Annotated in this window: 19 protein-coding genes and 1 pseudogene; 8 read left to right on the top strand and 12 right to left on the bottom strand. The window is 62.7% G+C overall.

Annotated features, from left to right (window positions below; genetic code table 11):
• The 5 genes and pseudogenes from F6S12_RS24270 to F6S12_RS24290 form a co-directional block, all read right to left on the bottom strand.
• Positions 1-521: pseudogene (locus F6S12_RS24270) on the bottom strand (LTA synthase family protein); the annotation flags it as partial.
• Between the two features lie 317 nt (positions 522-838).
• Entirely contained in the window at positions 839-1,030 is a 192-nt protein-coding gene (locus F6S12_RS24275; RefSeq protein ID WP_015636585.1) for a PLDc N-terminal domain-containing protein, read from the bottom strand.
• Positions 1,031-1,115: 85 nt separating this feature from the next.
• Positions 1,116-1,646 (bottom strand): hypothetical protein, encoded by a 531-nt coding sequence (locus F6S12_RS24280; RefSeq protein ID WP_315869395.1) that lies wholly within the window; start codon positions 1,644-1,646, stop codon positions 1,116-1,118.
• Between the two features lie 109 nt (positions 1,647-1,755).
• Positions 1,756-2,274, bottom strand: a complete 519-nt coding sequence (locus F6S12_RS24285; protein WP_011062613.1) for an ankyrin repeat domain-containing protein — start codon at positions 2,272-2,274, stop codon at positions 1,756-1,758.
• Positions 2,275-2,371: 97 nt separating this feature from the next.
• Positions 2,372-4,210 carry a long-chain-acyl-CoA synthetase gene (locus tag F6S12_RS24290; RefSeq protein ID WP_015636587.1) on the bottom strand — a complete coding sequence of 613 codons (1,839 nt, stop codon included), beginning with the start codon at positions 4,208-4,210 and terminating at the stop codon, positions 2,372-2,374.
• A 681-nt stretch (positions 4,211-4,891) separates the two neighbouring features.
• Here F6S12_RS24290 and F6S12_RS24295 point away from each other — a divergent pair.
• Positions 4,892-5,170, top strand: coding sequence for a DUF3509 domain-containing protein (locus F6S12_RS24295; RefSeq protein WP_015636588.1), 279 nt, complete (start codon positions 4,892-4,894; stop codon positions 5,168-5,170).
• Positions 5,171-5,243: 73 nt separating this feature from the next.
• On the opposite strand, the gene F6S12_RS24300 is transcribed toward F6S12_RS24295, so the two are convergent.
• The 3 genes from F6S12_RS24300 to aroC are packed head-to-tail and all read right to left on the bottom strand — an operon-like array spanning position 5,244 to position 8,063.
• The gene (locus F6S12_RS24300; RefSeq protein WP_015636589.1) at positions 5,244-5,789 is read right to left on the bottom strand and encodes a 1,2-dihydroxy-3-keto-5-methylthiopentene dioxygenase; all 546 of its coding nucleotides are present in this window, start codon (positions 5,787-5,789) and stop codon (positions 5,244-5,246) included.
• Complete coding sequence (locus F6S12_RS24305; protein ID WP_011062617.1) at positions 5,789-6,937, bottom strand: MFS transporter; 1,149 nt, start codon at positions 6,935-6,937, stop codon at positions 5,789-5,791. The genes F6S12_RS24300 and F6S12_RS24305 overlap by 1 nt, the downstream gene beginning before the upstream one ends.
• Positions 6,938-6,971: 34 nt before the next feature.
• Positions 6,972-8,063: a chorismate synthase gene (gene aroC / locus F6S12_RS24310; protein WP_077934611.1), complete on the bottom strand. Its 1,092-nt coding sequence runs from the start codon at positions 8,061-8,063 to the stop codon at positions 6,972-6,974.
• A gap of 141 nt (positions 8,064-8,204) precedes the next feature.
• Between aroC and F6S12_RS24315 the strand changes: the two genes are divergently transcribed.
• Together F6S12_RS24315 and F6S12_RS24320 are read left to right on the top strand one after the other, a co-directional pair.
• A complete protein-coding gene (locus tag F6S12_RS24315) occupies positions 8,205-9,158 on the top strand; it encodes an alpha/beta hydrolase (protein ID WP_123472856.1) in 954 nt (317 codons plus the stop codon).
• Between the two features lie 99 nt (positions 9,159-9,257).
• On the top strand, positions 9,258-10,049 hold the full coding sequence (locus F6S12_RS24320; RefSeq protein ID WP_011062620.1) for a hypothetical protein: 792 nt from the start codon (positions 9,258-9,260) through the stop codon (positions 10,047-10,049).
• 51 nt (positions 10,050-10,100) lie between these two features.
• Here the strand turns inward: F6S12_RS24320 and prmB are convergent, their stop codons facing one another.
• Positions 10,101-11,009 (bottom strand): 50S ribosomal protein L3 N(5)-glutamine methyltransferase, encoded by a 909-nt coding sequence (gene prmB / locus F6S12_RS24325; protein WP_041119437.1) that lies wholly within the window; start codon positions 11,007-11,009, stop codon positions 10,101-10,103.
• A gap of 240 nt (positions 11,010-11,249) precedes the next feature.
• On the opposite strand from prmB, the gene F6S12_RS24330 reads away from it, so the two are divergent.
• The 5 genes from F6S12_RS24330 to F6S12_RS24350 all read left to right on the top strand — a co-directional run bounded on the left by F6S12_RS24330 (position 11,250) and on the right by F6S12_RS24350 (position 14,021).
• Complete coding sequence (locus tag F6S12_RS24330; protein WP_011062622.1) at positions 11,250-11,840, top strand: cysteine hydrolase family protein; 591 nt, start codon at positions 11,250-11,252, stop codon at positions 11,838-11,840.
• A 129-nt stretch (positions 11,841-11,969) separates the two neighbouring features.
• Positions 11,970-12,290 (top strand): hypothetical protein, encoded by a 321-nt coding sequence (locus F6S12_RS24335; RefSeq protein ID WP_152686359.1) that lies wholly within the window; start codon positions 11,970-11,972, stop codon positions 12,288-12,290.
• Positions 12,291-12,365: 75 nt separating this feature from the next.
• Positions 12,366-12,923, top strand: coding sequence for a Smr/MutS family protein (locus F6S12_RS24340; RefSeq protein WP_152686360.1), 558 nt, complete (start codon positions 12,366-12,368; stop codon positions 12,921-12,923).
• A 77-nt stretch (positions 12,924-13,000) separates the two neighbouring features.
• Positions 13,001-13,546, top strand: a complete 546-nt coding sequence (gene folE / locus F6S12_RS24345) for a GTP cyclohydrolase I FolE (protein WP_011062625.1) — start codon at positions 13,001-13,003, stop codon at positions 13,544-13,546.
• Positions 13,547-13,649: 103 nt separating this feature from the next.
• Complete coding sequence (locus tag F6S12_RS24350) at positions 13,650-14,021, top strand: glutaredoxin domain-containing protein (RefSeq protein WP_015636595.1); 372 nt, start codon at positions 13,650-13,652, stop codon at positions 14,019-14,021.
• An 18-nt stretch (positions 14,022-14,039) separates the two neighbouring features.
• Here the strand turns inward: F6S12_RS24350 and F6S12_RS24355 are convergent, their stop codons facing one another.
• The 3 genes from F6S12_RS24355 to F6S12_RS24365 all read right to left on the bottom strand — a co-directional run.
• A complete protein-coding gene (locus F6S12_RS24355) occupies positions 14,040-14,366 on the bottom strand; it encodes a hypothetical protein (protein ID WP_152686361.1) in 327 nt (108 codons plus the stop codon).
• Entirely contained in the window at positions 14,363-15,721 is a 1,359-nt protein-coding gene (locus F6S12_RS24360; protein WP_123472857.1) for an acyclic terpene utilization AtuA family protein, read from the bottom strand. Before F6S12_RS24360 ends, F6S12_RS24355 begins: the two co-directional genes overlap by 4 nt.
• A gap of 1 nt (position 15,722) precedes the next feature.
• A partial coding sequence (locus tag F6S12_RS24365; protein WP_315869396.1) for an SLC13 family permease occupies positions 15,723-16,240 on the bottom strand: 518 nt, incomplete at its 5' end.

A 16,240-nucleotide genomic window follows, 5' to 3' on the forward strand; every position in this document is an offset into this window, starting at 1 on the left:
CCCTTGAATGCCAGGCTCAGGATCCAGGTGCCCACGGCCCAGGCCAGCAGGTAGCGGACCACCGGAAAGCCGTACCAGAGCATGCTCATCACGGTTTTCGGATCTTCCTTCACATACTGGAAGACCAGGCCGTTGAGGCGCTGGTGGAACTCTCGGTAGAAGTCCATCTCCATCAGGCCGAGGAACAGCGCGATGCTGGAGGTGACTGTCAGCCAGAAGCGCAACACCCCGCGAGCCGCCATGGCCCGGGCGCTGAACAGCGCCAGCAGCAGCGGTACGCTGAGGTAGACCACCAGCCGCAGGTCAAAACGCAGCCCGTTGGCAAACGCTTCGAGGAAGGTCGAGGCCGGAGTGTCGAGAATCATCTCGCGGTTGTAGATCAGCAGCGCGACGCGCAACAGGGAAAGCATCACCATCATGACCAGGGCGCACAACAGCGTGTAGGCCAGATGGGATTTAACGGTCGGTTGCAGCAGGCGATTCGAGGATCGCTGCTGACTCAGGGCATCCGAGTTTGCCATGTGGTTTTAGGACCCATTGGAAGTTTAAGTTGCAAAGATAAAGCTGCGTTCTGCCCTCTTGTTGCCGCCAGGGCGACGGGGGAATTCGCGGTGCGCAAATGTTGCACGATCACTCAAGGCATTGCCATTGATTAGTGGGCAGCACCGAAAAACCCACTGCCAACGGCTCTGGGACAAGAGATTGCAGAGAGTTATACCGGGGAAAAAGCGCCGGCGAATTGTCTTAGAGCGTTTGTGAAAATTTCGTTCAACGCATGTTTAGTCACACAAAAAAGGGCCTGACGGCCCTTTTCCCTGTGCAACCTGCGTCTCCAGCTTCAGAGCCGCACATTGCCTCGCGGCCCGGCGATCGCCCAGATGATCAGCCCCAGCACCGGCAGGAGAATGATCAAGAGCACCCAGAGGACCTTCATCCCGGTTTCGGCGCCGCTTTTGAGTACGTTGATGATGGCCCAGATATCCAGGGCCAGAATGATCAGGCCAACCAGGCCATTGAAGGTGGAACCCATGGTGTCGCTCCCTAAATGATGGCGTGCCTCTTTAGGATAGCCGTGCTGGATCAGGGTTCCGTTTTATTCCACAGCCGCTCGGGCTTCAGACATGAACGGCGATCTTCAAGGCCTCCAGGGCCGGCGCTGCGGCGATCCCGACCTCGGCGCACAGCTCCAGCACCCGCGGCACGTCGTTGCCGTAGACCAGTACCATCTGCAACTCGTCATCCAGCAACTGGCTGAAGTTCATCAACACATAGCCGCCGTTTTCCGGGTTCATGCTGCCCATCTGGATCTGGATGCGGTTCAAGGCCGTCAGGGCTTCGATCTTGGCCAACTGCTTGGGCTTGATGTTGAAAGCCACGTCCTTGCCGAACGAGGCGACGATCTGGGCGAACAGGTCGACATAGGTATCGGCCTGAAACAACACGGTTTCCGGCAGGCTGCCGACCACCACCCATTCCCCCAGGGGAATGGGGAAGCTGTCGTCGTAGTTGATATCCGGGTTGGCTGCCAGGAATCCCTGAGGGTCGGCGTAGGCCTGGCTCGCCTCCTTGGCGATCTGCTGGATCTCGGCATCGCCCATGCACCCGGAGCTGATCTTGCTAATGAGTTCGATAAGGGCGGTTTTCATGGGCACATCCTGGAAGCGAGGAAATCAAGGGGCGCGAAGGATAGCCTAAAGTGCCCGAGCTATCACGCCAGGCAGCACCTGACGCCTGCACGCCCCGATCATCGCCGGCTCAGGCCAGGAGTTTTTCCAGCTGCGCCGTGGTATCCATGGCGCCCATGGTCTTGGCCGCTTCCAGGGCACTCACGCCATTGCTGTCGCGGGCCTTGGGGTCGGCGCCCTGGCTGATCAGGTAGGTGACGATTTCCGTGCGGTTGAACATCGCCGCCATCATCAGCGCGGTACGTCCGTCGAAGGACGAGCCTTCCACTTGGGCGCCCCCCTCCACCAGCGCCTTGACCACCGCCAGGTCGCCCTTGAAGGCAGCCCCGGCAATCGGGCTCTGGCCATTGTCGTTGCGGATCTCGGGGTCGGCCTGGTGCTTGAGCAGCACCTGCACCGCGTCCACATGGCCGTGATAGGCGGCGAGCATCAGCAGCGTGTCGCCCTTGTGATTGCGCAGGTTGACCGGCAGGCCACTGGCAGCCAGCTTGTCGAGCATCTGTGCGTCGCCCTGGCGGGCCACGTTGAACACCTGTTCGACAAACTGGGCGGCCTCTTCTTCAGTCATCTGGCGGCTTTTGTCGGTCATCGGAAACTCCAGGTTCGGCAATTCGGAAAGGCGCTAGTTTCCCCAAGCCGGCGCCAGCCTGTCATCCCTTTTTTCCCGAGAGCCACCATAGGCAGAATCAATAACGCAGGCGCCCACCCTGAATGTCCGCGAGAATCTGCGGGGTCAGCCGCACGTAGGTATCCGAGCCCGGCAACCAGGCATACACCGGCTCGTCACCGATTTGCTGCAGATCGAATGCCTGCTCCTTGAGGCGACTCTTCTGGTACTTGAAGGTGCCGGTGGTGTCCATCTTCACTTTGATCCGCAGGAACAGCGGCACTGCGTAGGCCGGCAACTGCTGCCGGGCGAACTGCAGCAACTCGCTGAAATCCAGGGTCGCCAGGGATTCTGCCGGAGTGATCGCCACCATCCCGGCCCGACCGTTGGTGTTGTGGATCTCGACACCATAGGCCACCACCTCGGCAACCTGCGGGTGCCCCAGCAGGACGTTCTCCACCTCGGTGGTGGAAACGTTCTCGCCCTTCCAGCGATAGGTATCTCCCAGCCGGTCGACGAACTGCACATGGCCAAAGCCGATATCGCGCAGCAGATCGCCGGTGTTGAAGTAGCAGTCGCCCTTCTCGAATACGTCCTTGAGAATCACCTTGAGGTTCTTTTCCGGGTCGGTGTAGCCATCCAGGGGCGCCTTGTCGTCGATCTTCGCCAGCAGCAGCCCCTGGCCGCCCTTGGCTACCTTCTGCATGAAGCCCTGGCTGTTGCGCAGTGGCGCACCGGTATCGTGGGCGTATTCCACCAGCGCCCAGGGGATCAGGGAAAAGCCCACGGTATTGTCGAAGTTGAGGATGTTGCTGAAACCGATATTGCCGTCGCTGGCGGCATACAACTCACAGATATGACCGACGCCGAAACGTTGCTTGAACTCGCTCCAGACGCCCGGGCGCAGCCCGTTGCCGATCATCTTCGAGACCCCGTGCTCGGTATCCCGTGCGCAAGCCGGCTGGTCGATCAGGTAGCGGCACAACTCCCCGACATAACCCACGGTCGTGGCCTTGTAGCGGCGCACGTCATCCCAGAACTGGCTGGCGCTGAATTTGCGGCGGATGGCAAAGCCCGAGGCGCCGGTAATCGCCGAGCCCCAGCACACGCACAGACCGGTGGCGTGGTACAGCGGCAAGGTGCAATACACCACGTCGCCGGGCTGCATATCCAGGGCGATGGTGCCGAAGCCGGCAGAGGTGCGCATCCAGCGACCATGCTTGAAGATCCCGGCCTTGGGCAACCCCGTGGTGCCGGAGGTATAGATGTAGAAGCAAGGGTCGTTGAGGAAGATGCGCTGGGTCTGCGCCAGGTTGTCCGATGGGTAACCGGCGCTCTCGGCCATCAGGTTGCGCATTCCCTCGGGGGTCGGCCCGGGGTCGGCAAAGGTGTCCTGATCGGCCACGAACCAGGTGCGCTGCGGATCGATGCCCACCTGCTCGCGTACCGCCGAGTAAGCGGCCTGCAGCTCGCCGCCGAGGATGATCGCCGCCGGTTTCACCAACGCCAGGCTGTGCGCCAGCACGCCCTGGGTCTGCGCGGTGTTGAGCATCGCGCAAATGCCTCCGAGCTTGGCCACCGCCAGCACCGTGACCAGCAATTCCGGGCGGTTCTCGATGAAGATCGCCAGCACATCACCCTTGCCGATGCCCTGCTCCTGCAGGTAGGCAGCAATGCGGTTGGCCCACTGATTGACCTGGGCATAACTGAGCACCCGGTCACCGTACAGCAAGGCCGGCCCCTCGGGGTTGCGCAGGGTCGCCTGCTCAAAGCTCCAGCCCAGGCCGCAGGGCTGGTCCGGGTTGTCGATATTGCCCGCCTTCATGCCCCGCACCACCCGCGGCAGTGCCCTGGCAATGGAGGGCACCTTACGCAGCATCATGCCCCAGGTGATCATGTCGCTCTTGTGCTTGTTCATGTTTGCTCCGGTTGCACAGCAAGGATCTGGGCCCGGGCCTGGCCGGCCGGGCGTTGGCAACAGCGGCGCAAGGCTCAACCGGGGGTAGCGATCCAGGGTGCGGCGAGCGGCACGCGGGAGCTGTGGATATCTCTCGCAAAGGGATGAAGGCAGGACAAGCGCAGGGCTGCAAAGAGCACCGGCGATGAGGCGCAGGAAAGGTTCATGGAGAGCGTCCTATGTTCTTATTATTGGTCGGGCGGGATCGCAAGATCGCGCCACAACACATTCCATGTCGCAGAAACGCCGTTCAAGCCGCTTTCGCGGGGCCGTCGAGGCCAGGTTGAACCAACGTGACTGGCTGGAAAATACGTCAGCTCTCGCGACGCTGTACACGGGGTTTTTGCAAACTTTTGTATCTACCCTCGGTCTCCCCACGCAGCGTACTTGTCCCCGCTTCAACGATTGAATTTTCCACCCTGGCCCGCGGTCACAACACTGCCACGGCACCCGCCAACACCCCCTGCGGACCTGCAAAATGCAGGATGCACGATGGCCATTCATGCAATTTGCACGAACAGGCGCTTTTTTGATTTTTATAAGTTGTTGTTTTTAAAGGATATTTTAAAAAAACAATACTGGCACAATCGCTGCACCTATCACTCCACGCTTGCCCTTCAAGAGCTAACGGAGCTGATAGACATGAGCCTGATCCAAGAAAAATTTTCTTCCCTGTTCTCCAACTTCGAAGTGACCACCCAGCCACGCCCTGACGGTGGCATCCTGTTGACCCTGCGCAACAGCGAAGGCAAACAGTTCAAGCGTTCGATCTCCTACGCACAGTTGCACGCCGCCGACCAACTGTCGTGGGTCATCAGCGCAATTCGTCGGGACTTGGCCGAACAGGCCAGTGAGTTGCCACAGATCTCCATGCTGCAAAGCCAGAACCGCTTTGCCCTGCCGACTTACCACTGCGCGTAAGCCGCTTGCGCTGCACCTGTCCGGGCCGGCCCCACCTTGCGTGGGTCCGGCCCGTTGACGTTGTGCTCCCCGCTCAATCGTCCAGGCGCGGGAACTGGCTGGCGATCGCGTCGCCGGTCAGGCTGGCGTTCCAGCCCTGGGGGTTGTTGAACATGCGGATGGCCACCAGGTTCGGCCGCTCGCCCATGTCGAACCAATGGGCGGTGCCCGCCGGCACCGAGATCAGGTCATTCCTTTCGCACAGTACGGCGTACACATAGTCATCGATGTGCAGGTTGAACAGGCCCCGGCCCGCAACGAAGAAACGTACTTCATCCTCGCTGTGGCGGTGCTCATCGAGAAAGCTGGCGCGCAGCTCGGCCTTCTGCGGATGGTCTTCATCGAGGCTGATGACATCCACGCTGGCGTAGCCACCCTCGGTCATCAGGCGATCGACCTGCTCCTGATAGGCGCTTATCACTTCTTGCTGGCTGGTGCCCGGTGCAACACGCGTGGTGGCAGGCCAGCGGTCGAAACGAATCCCCTGCTCGGCCAGGGTTGCAGCGATATCGTCGAAGTGGGTCAGGACCTTGTTCGGCAGGTCCGGACTGGATACGTGGTAGACGGACAGGCTGCTCATTACGGCAACTCCTCTTGCATGCGGGTGGCAATGATAACGGCTGCGGCCAAGGCTGCGACGCTGGCAATACTAAAGGTCAATGTGGGGCCCAGGGCATTCCAGCTATAACCCGAATACAGGGCCCCCAGGGCGCCCCCGGTTCCCGCCAGGGCCGCGTACAACGCCTGGCCCTGGCCTTGCTGGCGGGCACCGAAACTGCGCTGCACAAAATGAATGGCGGCGGCGTGGAAACTGCCGAAGGTCGCCGCGTGCAGCACCTGAGCCAACAACAGCACCCCGAGGTGTTCCGCCAGGCTGCCCAGCAGCAACCAGCGCAGAGCCGCCAGCAGGAAGCTCGCAAGCAGCACTCGCCGCACGGAAAAGCGCGCCAGGAGCCAGCTCATCGCCAGAAACATCAACACTTCGGCCACCACACCCAGGGCCCAGAGCATGCCGATCACCCCGCGGGTATAGCCCAGGCGCTCCAGGTGCAGAGTCAGGAAGGTGTAATAGGGGCCGTGGCTCATCTGCATCAGTGCCACGCACAGGTAGAAGGCCAGCACACCGGGGCTGCGCAGTTGCCTGACAAAGCCCTCCCCGGCGTGCCGCGGCCCCTGCACCCGAGGCTGGGCGTTAGGCACCCACAGGCTGCTGAGGACGATGCCCGCCATGATCACCACCAGCGCTACCGGGTAGATGTCCAGGCTCAACCACTCGAACAAACGCCCCAGGGCCACCACGGTAAGAATGAAGCCGATGGAGCCCCAGAGGCGGATCTGGCTGTAGCGCGAGGCCTGGCCTTGCAGGTGCGCCAGGGTGATCACTTCGAACTGCGGCAGCACCGCGTGCCAGAAAAAAGCATGCAGGGCCATGACCATGGCCAGCCAGGCATAGCTCTTGTCGACGAAGATCAGGGAGAAACAGACCAGGGTGCAGAACGCACCAAAACGCACGATCGCCAGGCGCCGCCCGGTGTAGTCCCCCAGCCAGCCCCAAAGGTTGGGCGCCACACAGCGCATGAGCATGGGAATGGCCACCAGTTCGCCGATGCGCGCACTGGAGAACCCCAGGTGATCGAAATACAGCGCCAGGAATGGCGCGGTCGACCCCAGCAGCGCGAAATAGAACAGGTAGAAACTGGAAAGCCGCCAGTAGGGAAGTGCCGCCACGGCCTTCAGACCGTGGCGACTGGCAGGACCGGCATTACAGCTGGCCCAGCACCGGCGTGCTGACGCGCACGTCGGCATTCTGGCCGCGGTGGCGCAGCAGGTGATCCATCAGCACGATGGCCATCATCGCCTCGGCGATCGGCGTGGCGCGAATGCCCACGCACGGGTCGTGGCGCCCCTTGGTGATCACGTCCACCGGGTTGCCGTCGATATCGATGGAGCGCCCGGGGGTGGTAATGCTGGAGGTCGGCTTGAGCGCCAGGTGAGCGACGATCGGCTGCCCCGAGGAGATGCCGCCCAGAATGCCGCCGGCGTTATTGCTGAGGAAACCTTGCGGGGTCAGTTCGTCACGGTGCTCGGTGCCGCGCTGGGCAACGCAGGCGAAACCGGCGCCGATCTCCACGCCCTTGACCGCGTTGATGCTCATCAGCGCATGGGCCAGCTCGGCGTCCAGGCGATCGAAAATCGGCTCGCCCAGGCCCGGCATCACCCCTTCGGCCACCACGGTGATCTTCGCTCCGACCGAATCCTGGTCTCGACGCAACTGGTCCATATAGGCTTCCAGTTCCGCAACCTTTCCCGGATCAGGGCTGAAGAAGGCGTTGTTCTCTACCGAATCCCAGGTCTTGAAGGGAATCTCGATCGGGCCCAGCTGGCTCATGTAGCCGCGAATCACGATGCCCTGGCTGGCCAGGTACTTCTTGGCAATGGCCCCGGCCGCCACGCGCATGGCGGTTTCCCGGGCCGAACTGCGGCCGCCACCACGGTAGTCGCGGATGCCGTACTTGTGGTGGTAGCTGTAGTCGGCGTGAGCCGGGCGGAACAGGTCCTTGATCGCCGAATAGTCCTTGGACTTCTGATCGGTGTTGCGGATCAACAAGCCGATGGAACAGCCGGTGGTCTTGCCTTCGAACACCCCGGAGAGGATCTCGACCTCGTCGGGTTCCTGGCGCTGGGTGGTATGGCGGCTGGTGCCAGGCTTGCGCCGGTCCAGGTCACGCTGCAGGTCCTCCAGCGTCAGTTCCAGGCCCGGCGGGCAGCCGTCGACAATGGCGACCAACGCCGGACCATGGCTTTCGCCCGCGGTGGTGACAGTGAACAGCTTGCCGTAGGTATTGCCGGACATGCAGGGAGCTCCGTGAAATCAGCCGAAATAACTCAATCTGGATTAGCGCGTGCGCCAGTATACGCAGGCTACCCAACTAGTTCATCCTCGAACCTTCTGCCTGTTACCGAGTCAAACCGGCACCTTATCCATGATGGCGCGATGATGCTGCGAGTTCTTCTCTTGAGCCTTTCCCTGTTCACCGGCCTGGTTCATGCGGCCGTCCTGCAACGCCCCGTGAGCCTGGACACCGGGCACGGTGAGCTGTACGGCTCGCTGCTGCTACCCAAGTCCGAGCAGCCGGTGCCGGTGGTGCTGATCATTTCCGGCTCCGGCCCCACTGACCGCGACGGCAACAACCCCGATGGCGGGCGCAACGACAGCCTCAAGCGCCTGGCCTGGGTACTGGCCAAGCACAACATCGCCAGCGTGCGTTATGACAAGCGCGGCGTGGCCGCCAGCCTCGCCGCGACCCCGGACGAACGCAACCTGACCCTGGACGCCTATGTCGCGGATGCCGTGGCCTGGGGCAACAAGCTCAAGGCCGATCCACGCCTGAGCCAACTGATAGTCCTGGGGCATAGCGAAGGCGCACTGATCGCCACGCTGGCGGCACCGCAGCTGAATGCCGCAGGCGTTATCTCGATCTCCGGAACCGCCCGCCCGGTGGACCAGATCCTGCGCCAGCAGTTGAGCTACCGCCTGCCACCGGCGCTGATGCTGCGCAGCAATGAGCTGCTGGACAGCCTCAAGGCCGGCAAGGTCGACCCGGATGTGCCCCCTGCCCTGCAAGTCATCTTTCGCCCCAGCGTGCAGCCTTACCTGATCACCCTGTTTCGCGAAGACCCGGCGGCGGCCTTCGCCCGCCTGAAGATGCCGGCGCTGATCATCCAGGGCAGCAACGACATCCAGGTCAGCGTCGATGACGCCAGGGTCCTCAAGGCCGCCAAACCGGATGCGCAACTGGCACTGATCGAGGGCATGAACCATGTGATGCGCATCGTGCCCAATGACCTCAAGCGCCAGCTGGCCTCCTACAAGGACCCGCAATTGCCCCTGGCAGCGGAACTGGGCAGCGCGATCATCGATTTTATTGACGGACTTCACACCCGTTAGGCTGTTTTTGCCCTCCAGTCCTGAAAAAAACGGCCGATAAGACTTTGCCGGCCGTTCAATTGCTGTCGGCGCGCAGCGATTGGACAGGATCTCGCCGTTATGACTGATACCCCGAACTCACCCGCCACCGAGCAGGAAGCCGCCGCCCCGGAAGCGCCGCCGCTGCCGTGGGCCGATGTGCAGGCCGAGCACCACAAGATGCTGCGCCTGGCACCCTTGCAGACCGATCGCGCCACGGGCGGACGGCCTCTGCGCTTTGTCGAGTTCGGTTATGCCGAACGCAACAACAAAGAGCACAGCCTGCTGCGCATGACCATCAGCCTCCCCGGCCAACGGGTGCGCAAGGAACAGAATCACCTGGATGTGTGGGTCGAGCACGACACTCGCCGGGTGCACTTCGAACCCGAAGGCGGCCTGCAGGTCGAACCGCTGAACCGCGGAATCGGCCGTTTCCTGCTGGCCCAGGCAGCGCAGTGGGCCCAGAAGAAGTGGCCGCACTACCGGGTCGACGGCTTCGACCTGGCGAACAAGGATGCCCTCAACGAAGACACGCGCCTGCGTCGTGACCACGTGCTGCGCACCCAGGGTTTCGATGTGGTGTATGCCGATGCCCAGCACCTCAAGGGCAGCGTCAAGGATGTCCAGGTGGGTGAACTGCTGGGCCAGTGGAATAGCGAAAAGCTGCAGTTCGTGGAGATTCTGGAAGCGGCGCAGATGCTCCAGCAGGCCGAACAGAATCTTGAAGAACTGGAAGTGAAGCTGCGCAAGCAGGAAGAGAAAGTCACCAAGTACAAGCGCGAGGACACCGGTCTGCGCTTCACCATCACCTGCCTGGTGGCCTTTGCGGTGTTCCAGGCCGGGCTGCTGATCTGGATTGCGACTCATCGCTGAGCCGCAACGCCTGACCGCCAGAGGCCCGCGTTGCGCGGGCCGGCAATCGGCTCAGACCCGGGACGCGAACAACGCCTGATGGTCGCGGCACTGCTCCGCGGTCAGCATGAACACACCGTGGCCACCGCGCTCGAAGTCCAGCCAGGCGAAGTCGACCTCCGGGTACAGCGCCTCGACATGCACCTGGCTGTTGCCCACCTCGACAATCAGCAAGCCCTTCTCGGTCAGGTGGTCCGCCGCCTCGGCCAGCATCCGCCGCACCAGGTTCAGGCCATCCTCGCCACAGGCCAGGCCCAGCTCGGGCTCATGCTGGTATTCATCCGGCATGTCGGCGAAGTCTTCGGCATCGACATAGGGCGGGTTGGACACGATCAGGTCGAAGCGCTGCCCGGGCAGGCCATCGAAGCCATCGCCCTGGACCGTGAACACCCGCTCATCGACGCCATGGCGCTCGATGTTCTGGTTGGCCACTTCGAGGGCTTCGAAGGACAGGTCCGCCAACACCACCTCGGCATCACGGAATTCATAGGCACAAGCGATACCGATGCAGCCGGAACCGGTACACAGGTCGAGAATCCGTGCCGGCTCGCTGCCCAGCCAGGGTTCGAAACGTTTTTCGATCAGCTCGCCAATCGGCGAACGGGGAATCAGCACGCGCTCATCGACAATGAACGACATGCCGCAGAACCAGGCCTCGCCCAGCAGGTAGGCGGTAGGCACGCGCTCCTGGATACGACGCTTGAGCAGGTGTTGCACATGGACCAGCTCGTCGTCTTCCAACGCGCAATCAAGGTAGCTGTCGGCAATTTCCCAAGGCAGGTGCAAGGCGCCGAGCACCAGTTGACGGGCCTCGTCCCAGGCATTGTCGGTACCATGGCCGAAGAACAGATCCTCCCCATGAAAGCGGCTGACGGCCCAGCGGATATGGTCGCGCAAGGTGCGCAGGCGGGAAGTGATCACGGGACAGACTCCTGACAAAACGACCGGCGATTCTAACAGCCAAAACGCTTGCCGACGACGAATGAAAAACCAGCGACGGGCAAGAGTGTTCAAGCGTTTTTTTGCTCGGGAAGGCTGCATACCTTGCCCCACTTGACAAGGCTGCAGGCCAGCAACGGCGCACCTTACGTTAGTAGCGATTCACAGAAGCGCTCCGCCAGAGGACAATGGCGCAAAAGCCCCACTCACAGGAGCCCCAGAATGTCCGTTCCAAAGACGATGTTTCAACTCAGCGGTCGTGGTTATGCAGCGGCCAATTTGAGCCACGCGACCCTTGTGATCATCGACGCCCAGAAAGAATACCTCAGCGGCCCGCTGGCCCTGTCCGGCATGGACGCGGCAGTGGCCAACATCCGCCAACTGCTGGCCGCGGCCCGGGCTGCCGGTCGCCCAGTGGTGCACGTACGCCACCTCGGTACCGTCGGCGGCCTGTTCGACCCACAAGGCGAGCGCGGCGAGTTCATTCCCGGCCTTGAACCCCAAGGCGACGAAACCATCATCGGCAAACTGCTGCCCAGCGCGTTCCACGGCACCGAACTGGAAAAGCGCCTGCAGGACCTCGGTTCCCTGGACCTGATCGTCGCCGGTTTCATGAGCCACTCCAGCGTCAGCACCACCGTGCGCGCGGCCAAGAACCTGGGCTTTCGCTGCACCCTGGTAGAAGACGCCTGCGCCACCCGCGACCTGCCCTACAAGGGTGGCATCCTCAGCGCCGAGCACGTTCAGCAAACCGAAATGGCAATCATGGCTGACAACTTCGCCACCCTCGCCCAGACCGCAAGCCTGATCTGATCAGCCCTGGTGAGCGGCTGGCGGGCCGCTCATCCATAAACCCCTCGCCTTTGCAGCAATTGCCTTAGCCTCAGGAACCACCCGGTCAACTTCCGGTCGAAGGGCCGATACCCATTGAGGAAGGTCGGAATGAAGATATCCGATGGTTTTGACGCACGCCGATTGCGGCCCAAAAGCCCGCGAAACTGGCGGTTGCGCCTGGGTGCGGGATTCTCCGCGCTACTGGCGACATTTGGCGTGCTGCTGGCGATGGCCGGTACTGCGAGCCTGCTGGGCCGTGCCCCGGCGCTGGGGGAAATGAATGCCAGCCCGGCGGGCTCGGCGGTGATCCTGGTGGTCGGCCTGTTGCTGCTGTATGTCGGCGTACGCTTGTGGCGGCGCTGCCGGCGGCGCATGCGCCAGCCCCTGGAGCTGAACATGGCGCCGCACCTGATGAAAAAACACGACTGACATTCCCGAGGCGCGATTTGCGCGCCTTAAGGTGTTCCGAGTTGGGTAAACTAGCCGCCCTTCGCGGAGGCTGACATGCAAGACGACGACTTTTCCCTGTTCAAAAACGAGATCCTCGGCGTCAAGCCGATCAAGCACGATCGTGCCGATACAGGCAAACCCAAGAGCGACCGGGCGCAGATCGCCAAGTTGCGCCAGGCGGCCACCGTACGCAGCGAGACCACCACGGTGGACGGGCTGTCCGACCAGTTCGTCATCGACGTGGGGCCGGAAGATGAGCTGATGTGGGCCCGCGACGGGGTTCAGGAAAGCCAGATGCGCAAGCTGAAGATCGGCCAGATCCCCTTTGAAGGCAGCCTCGACCTGCATGGCATGACCGTGGAAAAGGCCCGGGAAACCCTCTGGGCCTTTCTCGCTGAAGCCACCCAGTTCGAAATCCGCTGCGTGCGCGTCACCCACGGCAAGGCTGTGCGCCTGGACGGCAAGCGACCGATGATCAAGAGCCACGTCAACACCTGGCTGCGCCAGCATCCGCAGGTGCTGGGCTTCACTTCCTGCCAGGCCAGGCATGGCGGTACCGGGGCGCTGTACGTCATGCTCAAGCGCACCATGATGGAAGGCCGTGACGAATAAAGCCGCTGCATCACGCTTGCAGCGTCGTGTCCGCCACCGTACCCTTGCCCTTTGCGTAAAATCCCACAGGTAGTTTCATGTCCCTGGAACAGAATTACACCGCGATCCTCGGCCAGCTGGGCGAGGACGTCTCCCGCGAGGGCCTGCTCGACACGCCCAAGCGTGCCGCCAAAGCCATGCAGTACCTCTGCCGCGGTTATGCCCAAACCCTGGAAGAGGTCACCAACGGTGCCTTGTTCAGCTCCGACAACAGCGAAATGGTCCTGGTCAAGGACATCGAGCTCTACTCGTTGTGCGAACACCACCTGCTGCCGTTCATCGGCAAGGCCCACGTCGCCTACATTCCCAGCGGCAAGGTCCTGGGGCTGTCGAAAGTCGCGCGCATCGTCGATATGTATGCCCGCCGCCTGCAGATCCAGGAAAACCTCAGCCGGCAGATCGCCGACGCCGTCCAACAAGTGACCGGCGCCCTCGGGGTGGCCGTGGTGATCGAGGCCAAGCACATGTGCATGATGATGCGCGGTGTGGAGAAACAGAATTCGTCGATGATCACCTCGGTGATGCTGGGCGAGTTCCGCGAGAATGCCGCGACCCGCAGCGAATTCCTCAGCCTGATCAAGTAACAGGCTGCAGGCGAAAAAACCGGCGTTGATCGCCGGTTTTTTTTCGCCCGGGAAAAATCAGGTAAGCTGCCGCCCCTTCATTCATGGGCAAGAGGCAATAACCGTGATCGTCAAAGCGCTGCGAGTCGGCCTGGGCCAACTCATCATTTTCATCGACTTCATCACCCGCCCACGCAAGCAGCAGCGGGACGCCGCCGCTCAGGCGCAAGTCGTGGAAGCCGCCAAGGGCCTGACCCTGTACCAGTTTCACGCCTGCCCGTTCTGCGTGAAGACCCGCCGTACCCTGCATCGCCTGAATGTGCCGGTGGCCCTGCGCGACGCAAAAAACAACGAGCAGGACCGCCAGGCCCTGTTGGAGCAGGGCGGCAAGATCAAGGTGCCGTGCCTGCGCATCGAAGAGAACGGCCAGACCACCTGGATGTATGAATCCAAGGTGATCATCGGTTACCTGAACCAGCGCTTCGCGACCGTCTGACGCCCTCCCCGGGGCTCTTCAGCCCCGGGCCAACTGCAAGTCAAGCAAGGCCGCGCCCAGGCACTTGCCGTGGGCATCCAGCGCCAGGGAGCGGGTCACTCCGCCGCGCAGGATGCCCGGCAAGACAAAGTTCAAGGCCCGCACATTCTCCAGGACATAGCGCTGTACCGGCGCCGCATCGCTCCCCAGCAAGCCGGCGAAATATTGCGCCACGCGCTCGGCGGTAAGCTGCTCGCAAAGAAAGGCAAAGTCCTCGGCGTGGTAGGCAATCACCGAAATATTCGAAGTGTCGCCCTTGTCCCCCGTACGCGAGTGCGCCAAGTCACGCAATTTGACCTCATTCATGCCCGTACCTCCTGATGCAAGGTGACCCTGACGGCCTCCCGGGGCAGTAACAGCGAAGCCACCGCCACCACCTGCCGCAGGCTTTTACTGGCCCCGCCGCCACCAGCGGGCCCATTGGTATAGAGGGTTTCCACCTCATTGCCGACGCGCACCGCTTCGGCCTTGTCCGTGCAGCGAGCCGCCACCCGCAGGCGCACTTCCCAGGGTTCGGCAGGCGCTCGCTGGCCCAGTTCAACACCGTGCAAGGCATCGATGCCGATCAGCTCCGCGCGCACTTCCTGCATCTGTACCCCGGTCAGGGCCAGGCGTTCGAGCACGATATCCCGGGCCAGCCGCGCCCTGGCCACAGCCCCAGGGCCGCCATAGGAAATCTGCCCTTCGCCGATCCAGCCATCCAGGTAGCCGACGCTGACCTTGAGCCGCTCAGGCCGTGGGCTGCCTGCCGCCCCTTGCAGCCGCACCCGGTCCGGTGCCTCCTCGACAAAGCCCACCGCGGAAAAGTCGGCACAGACATCCGGCGTCAGGTAGGCCGCCGGGTCATGCACTTCGTAGATCAACTGCTCGGTACAGGTAGCGCTGCTGACCTGCCCCCCGGAGCCCTTGACCTTGGTGATCAGCGCCGCGCCCTGTGCATCCACTTCGGCCAGGGGGAACCCCAGGCGCGCCAGACCGGCCACATTCTTGACCCCCGGATCGGCAAAGTAGCCGCCGCTGACCTGCCCTGCGCACTCCAGCAGATGCCCCACCAGGGTCCCGCGCCCCAGGCGCAGCCAGTCATCCTCGGCCCAGCCGAACTCGAAGATCTGCGGCGCCAGGAACAACGAGGGGTCGGCCACCCGCCCAGTGATCACTACATCGGCATCGGCCTGCAGCGCCTCGACGATGCCCTGGGCGCCCAGGTAGGCATTGGCGGAAATCAGCCGCTGCCCCAGCGAGCCCAGGGTCTGCCCGTTGTCCAACACCCACTCCGGCCGGGCCCGCAGAGTCTCGAGCACATCGTCCCCCAGCACCGCGATCACCTTGAGCCCAGGCAAGCCCAGCTCGGCGGCGATCCGTTGCACCTCGGCCACCGCCGCCAACGGATTGGCCGCCCCCATGTTGCTGATGATGCGCAAACGCCGCCCCGAGGCCGTGGCACCCACAAAGGGCAGCACCCCGCGCATCCGTGCCCCCAGCAACGGGTCGTAGCCGCTGTGCGGGTCGACCAGGCGCGCCTGCTGCGCCAGGGCGATGGTGCGCTCGGCCAGGCATTCGAACACCAGGTAATCCAGGTCACCCTGTTGCGCCAACTCGATGGCGGGCTCGATACGGTCACCGGAGTAACCGGCGCCGGAGCCGATACGTAGGCTTTTCATCTTAAAAAACTCCCAGCAGCAGCGCGGTCAGGGTCATCAACACTGACGCAGCGAATAGAAAGGGGATGGTGAAACGCTGGTGGTCGGCCAGTTCGATCTTGCACAGGCCCACCAGCAGGAAGGTCGCCGGGGTCAGCGGGCTTACCGGGAAACCGGTGGTGTGCACGCCGAGCAACGAAGCCTGGGCCACTTGCAGCGGGTCGACACCCAGGGCCTTGCCCACTTCGGCAATCACCGGCATCACCCCGAAGTAGTAGGAGTCAGGATCGAACAGCATGCTCAGGGGCATGGACAGGAACCCCACCACAGTCGGAATCAGCTTGCCGTGACCGGCAGGAATCTGCGCCACCGCCACTTCGGCAATCGCCTTGAGCATGCCGCTGCCCTGCATGATGCCGGTGAACACACCGGCCGCCAGGAGAATGCTGGCCATGGTCAGGGCCGTCTTGGCATGAGCATCGATGCGTGCCCGCTGGGCCTCGACATCCGGATAGTTGATGCACAGCGCCAGCACCGTGC

The organism is Pseudomonas sp. JV245A, from assembly GCF_032424515.1.
Taxonomy (GTDB): Bacteria; Pseudomonadota; Gammaproteobacteria; order Pseudomonadales; family Pseudomonadaceae; genus Aquipseudomonas; species Aquipseudomonas protegens.

Bases quoted from the DNA above. Each gene is read 5' to 3' on its own strand.
- F6S12_RS24285 (WP_011062613.1), bottom strand. From the start codon at position 2,274: ATGACCGACAAAAGCCGCCAGATGACTGAAGAAGAGGCCGCCCAGTTT.
- F6S12_RS24360 (WP_123472857.1), bottom strand. From the start codon at position 15,721: ATGAAAAGCCTACGTATCGGCTCCGGCGCCGGTTACTCCGGTGACCGT.
- F6S12_RS24295 (WP_015636588.1), top strand. From the start codon at position 4,892: ATGAGCCTGATCCAAGAAAAATTTTCTTCCCTGTTCTCCAACTTCGAA.
- F6S12_RS24335 (WP_152686359.1), top strand. From the start codon at position 11,970: ATGAAGATATCCGATGGTTTTGACGCACGCCGATTGCGGCCCAAAAGC.
- F6S12_RS24340 (WP_152686360.1), top strand. From the start codon at position 12,366: ATGCAAGACGACGACTTTTCCCTGTTCAAAAACGAGATCCTCGGCGTC.
- F6S12_RS24290 (WP_015636587.1), bottom strand. From the start codon at position 4,210: ATGAACAAGCACAAGAGCGACATGATCACCTGGGGCATGATGCTGCGT.
- F6S12_RS24355 (WP_152686361.1), bottom strand. From the start codon at position 14,366: ATGAATGAGGTCAAATTGCGTGACTTGGCGCACTCGCGTACGGGGGAC.
- F6S12_RS24330 (WP_011062622.1), top strand. From the start codon at position 11,250: ATGTCCGTTCCAAAGACGATGTTTCAACTCAGCGGTCGTGGTTATGCA.
- F6S12_RS24275 (WP_015636585.1), bottom strand. From the start codon at position 1,030: ATGGGTTCCACCTTCAATGGCCTGGTTGGCCTGATCATTCTGGCCCTG.
- F6S12_RS24320 (WP_011062620.1), top strand. From the start codon at position 9,258: ATGACTGATACCCCGAACTCACCCGCCACCGAGCAGGAAGCCGCCGCC.
- F6S12_RS24300 (WP_015636589.1), bottom strand. From the start codon at position 5,789: ATGAGCAGCCTGTCCGTCTACCACGTATCCAGTCCGGACCTGCCGAAC.
- F6S12_RS24315 (WP_123472856.1), top strand. From the start codon at position 8,205: ATGATGCTGCGAGTTCTTCTCTTGAGCCTTTCCCTGTTCACCGGCCTG.
- F6S12_RS24280 (WP_315869395.1), bottom strand. From the start codon at position 1,646: ATGAAAACCGCCCTTATCGAACTCATTAGCAAGATCAGCTCCGGGTGC.
- folE (WP_011062625.1), top strand. From the start codon at position 13,001: ATGTCCCTGGAACAGAATTACACCGCGATCCTCGGCCAGCTGGGCGAG.
- aroC (WP_077934611.1), bottom strand. From the start codon at position 8,063: ATGTCCGGCAATACCTACGGCAAGCTGTTCACTGTCACCACCGCGGGC.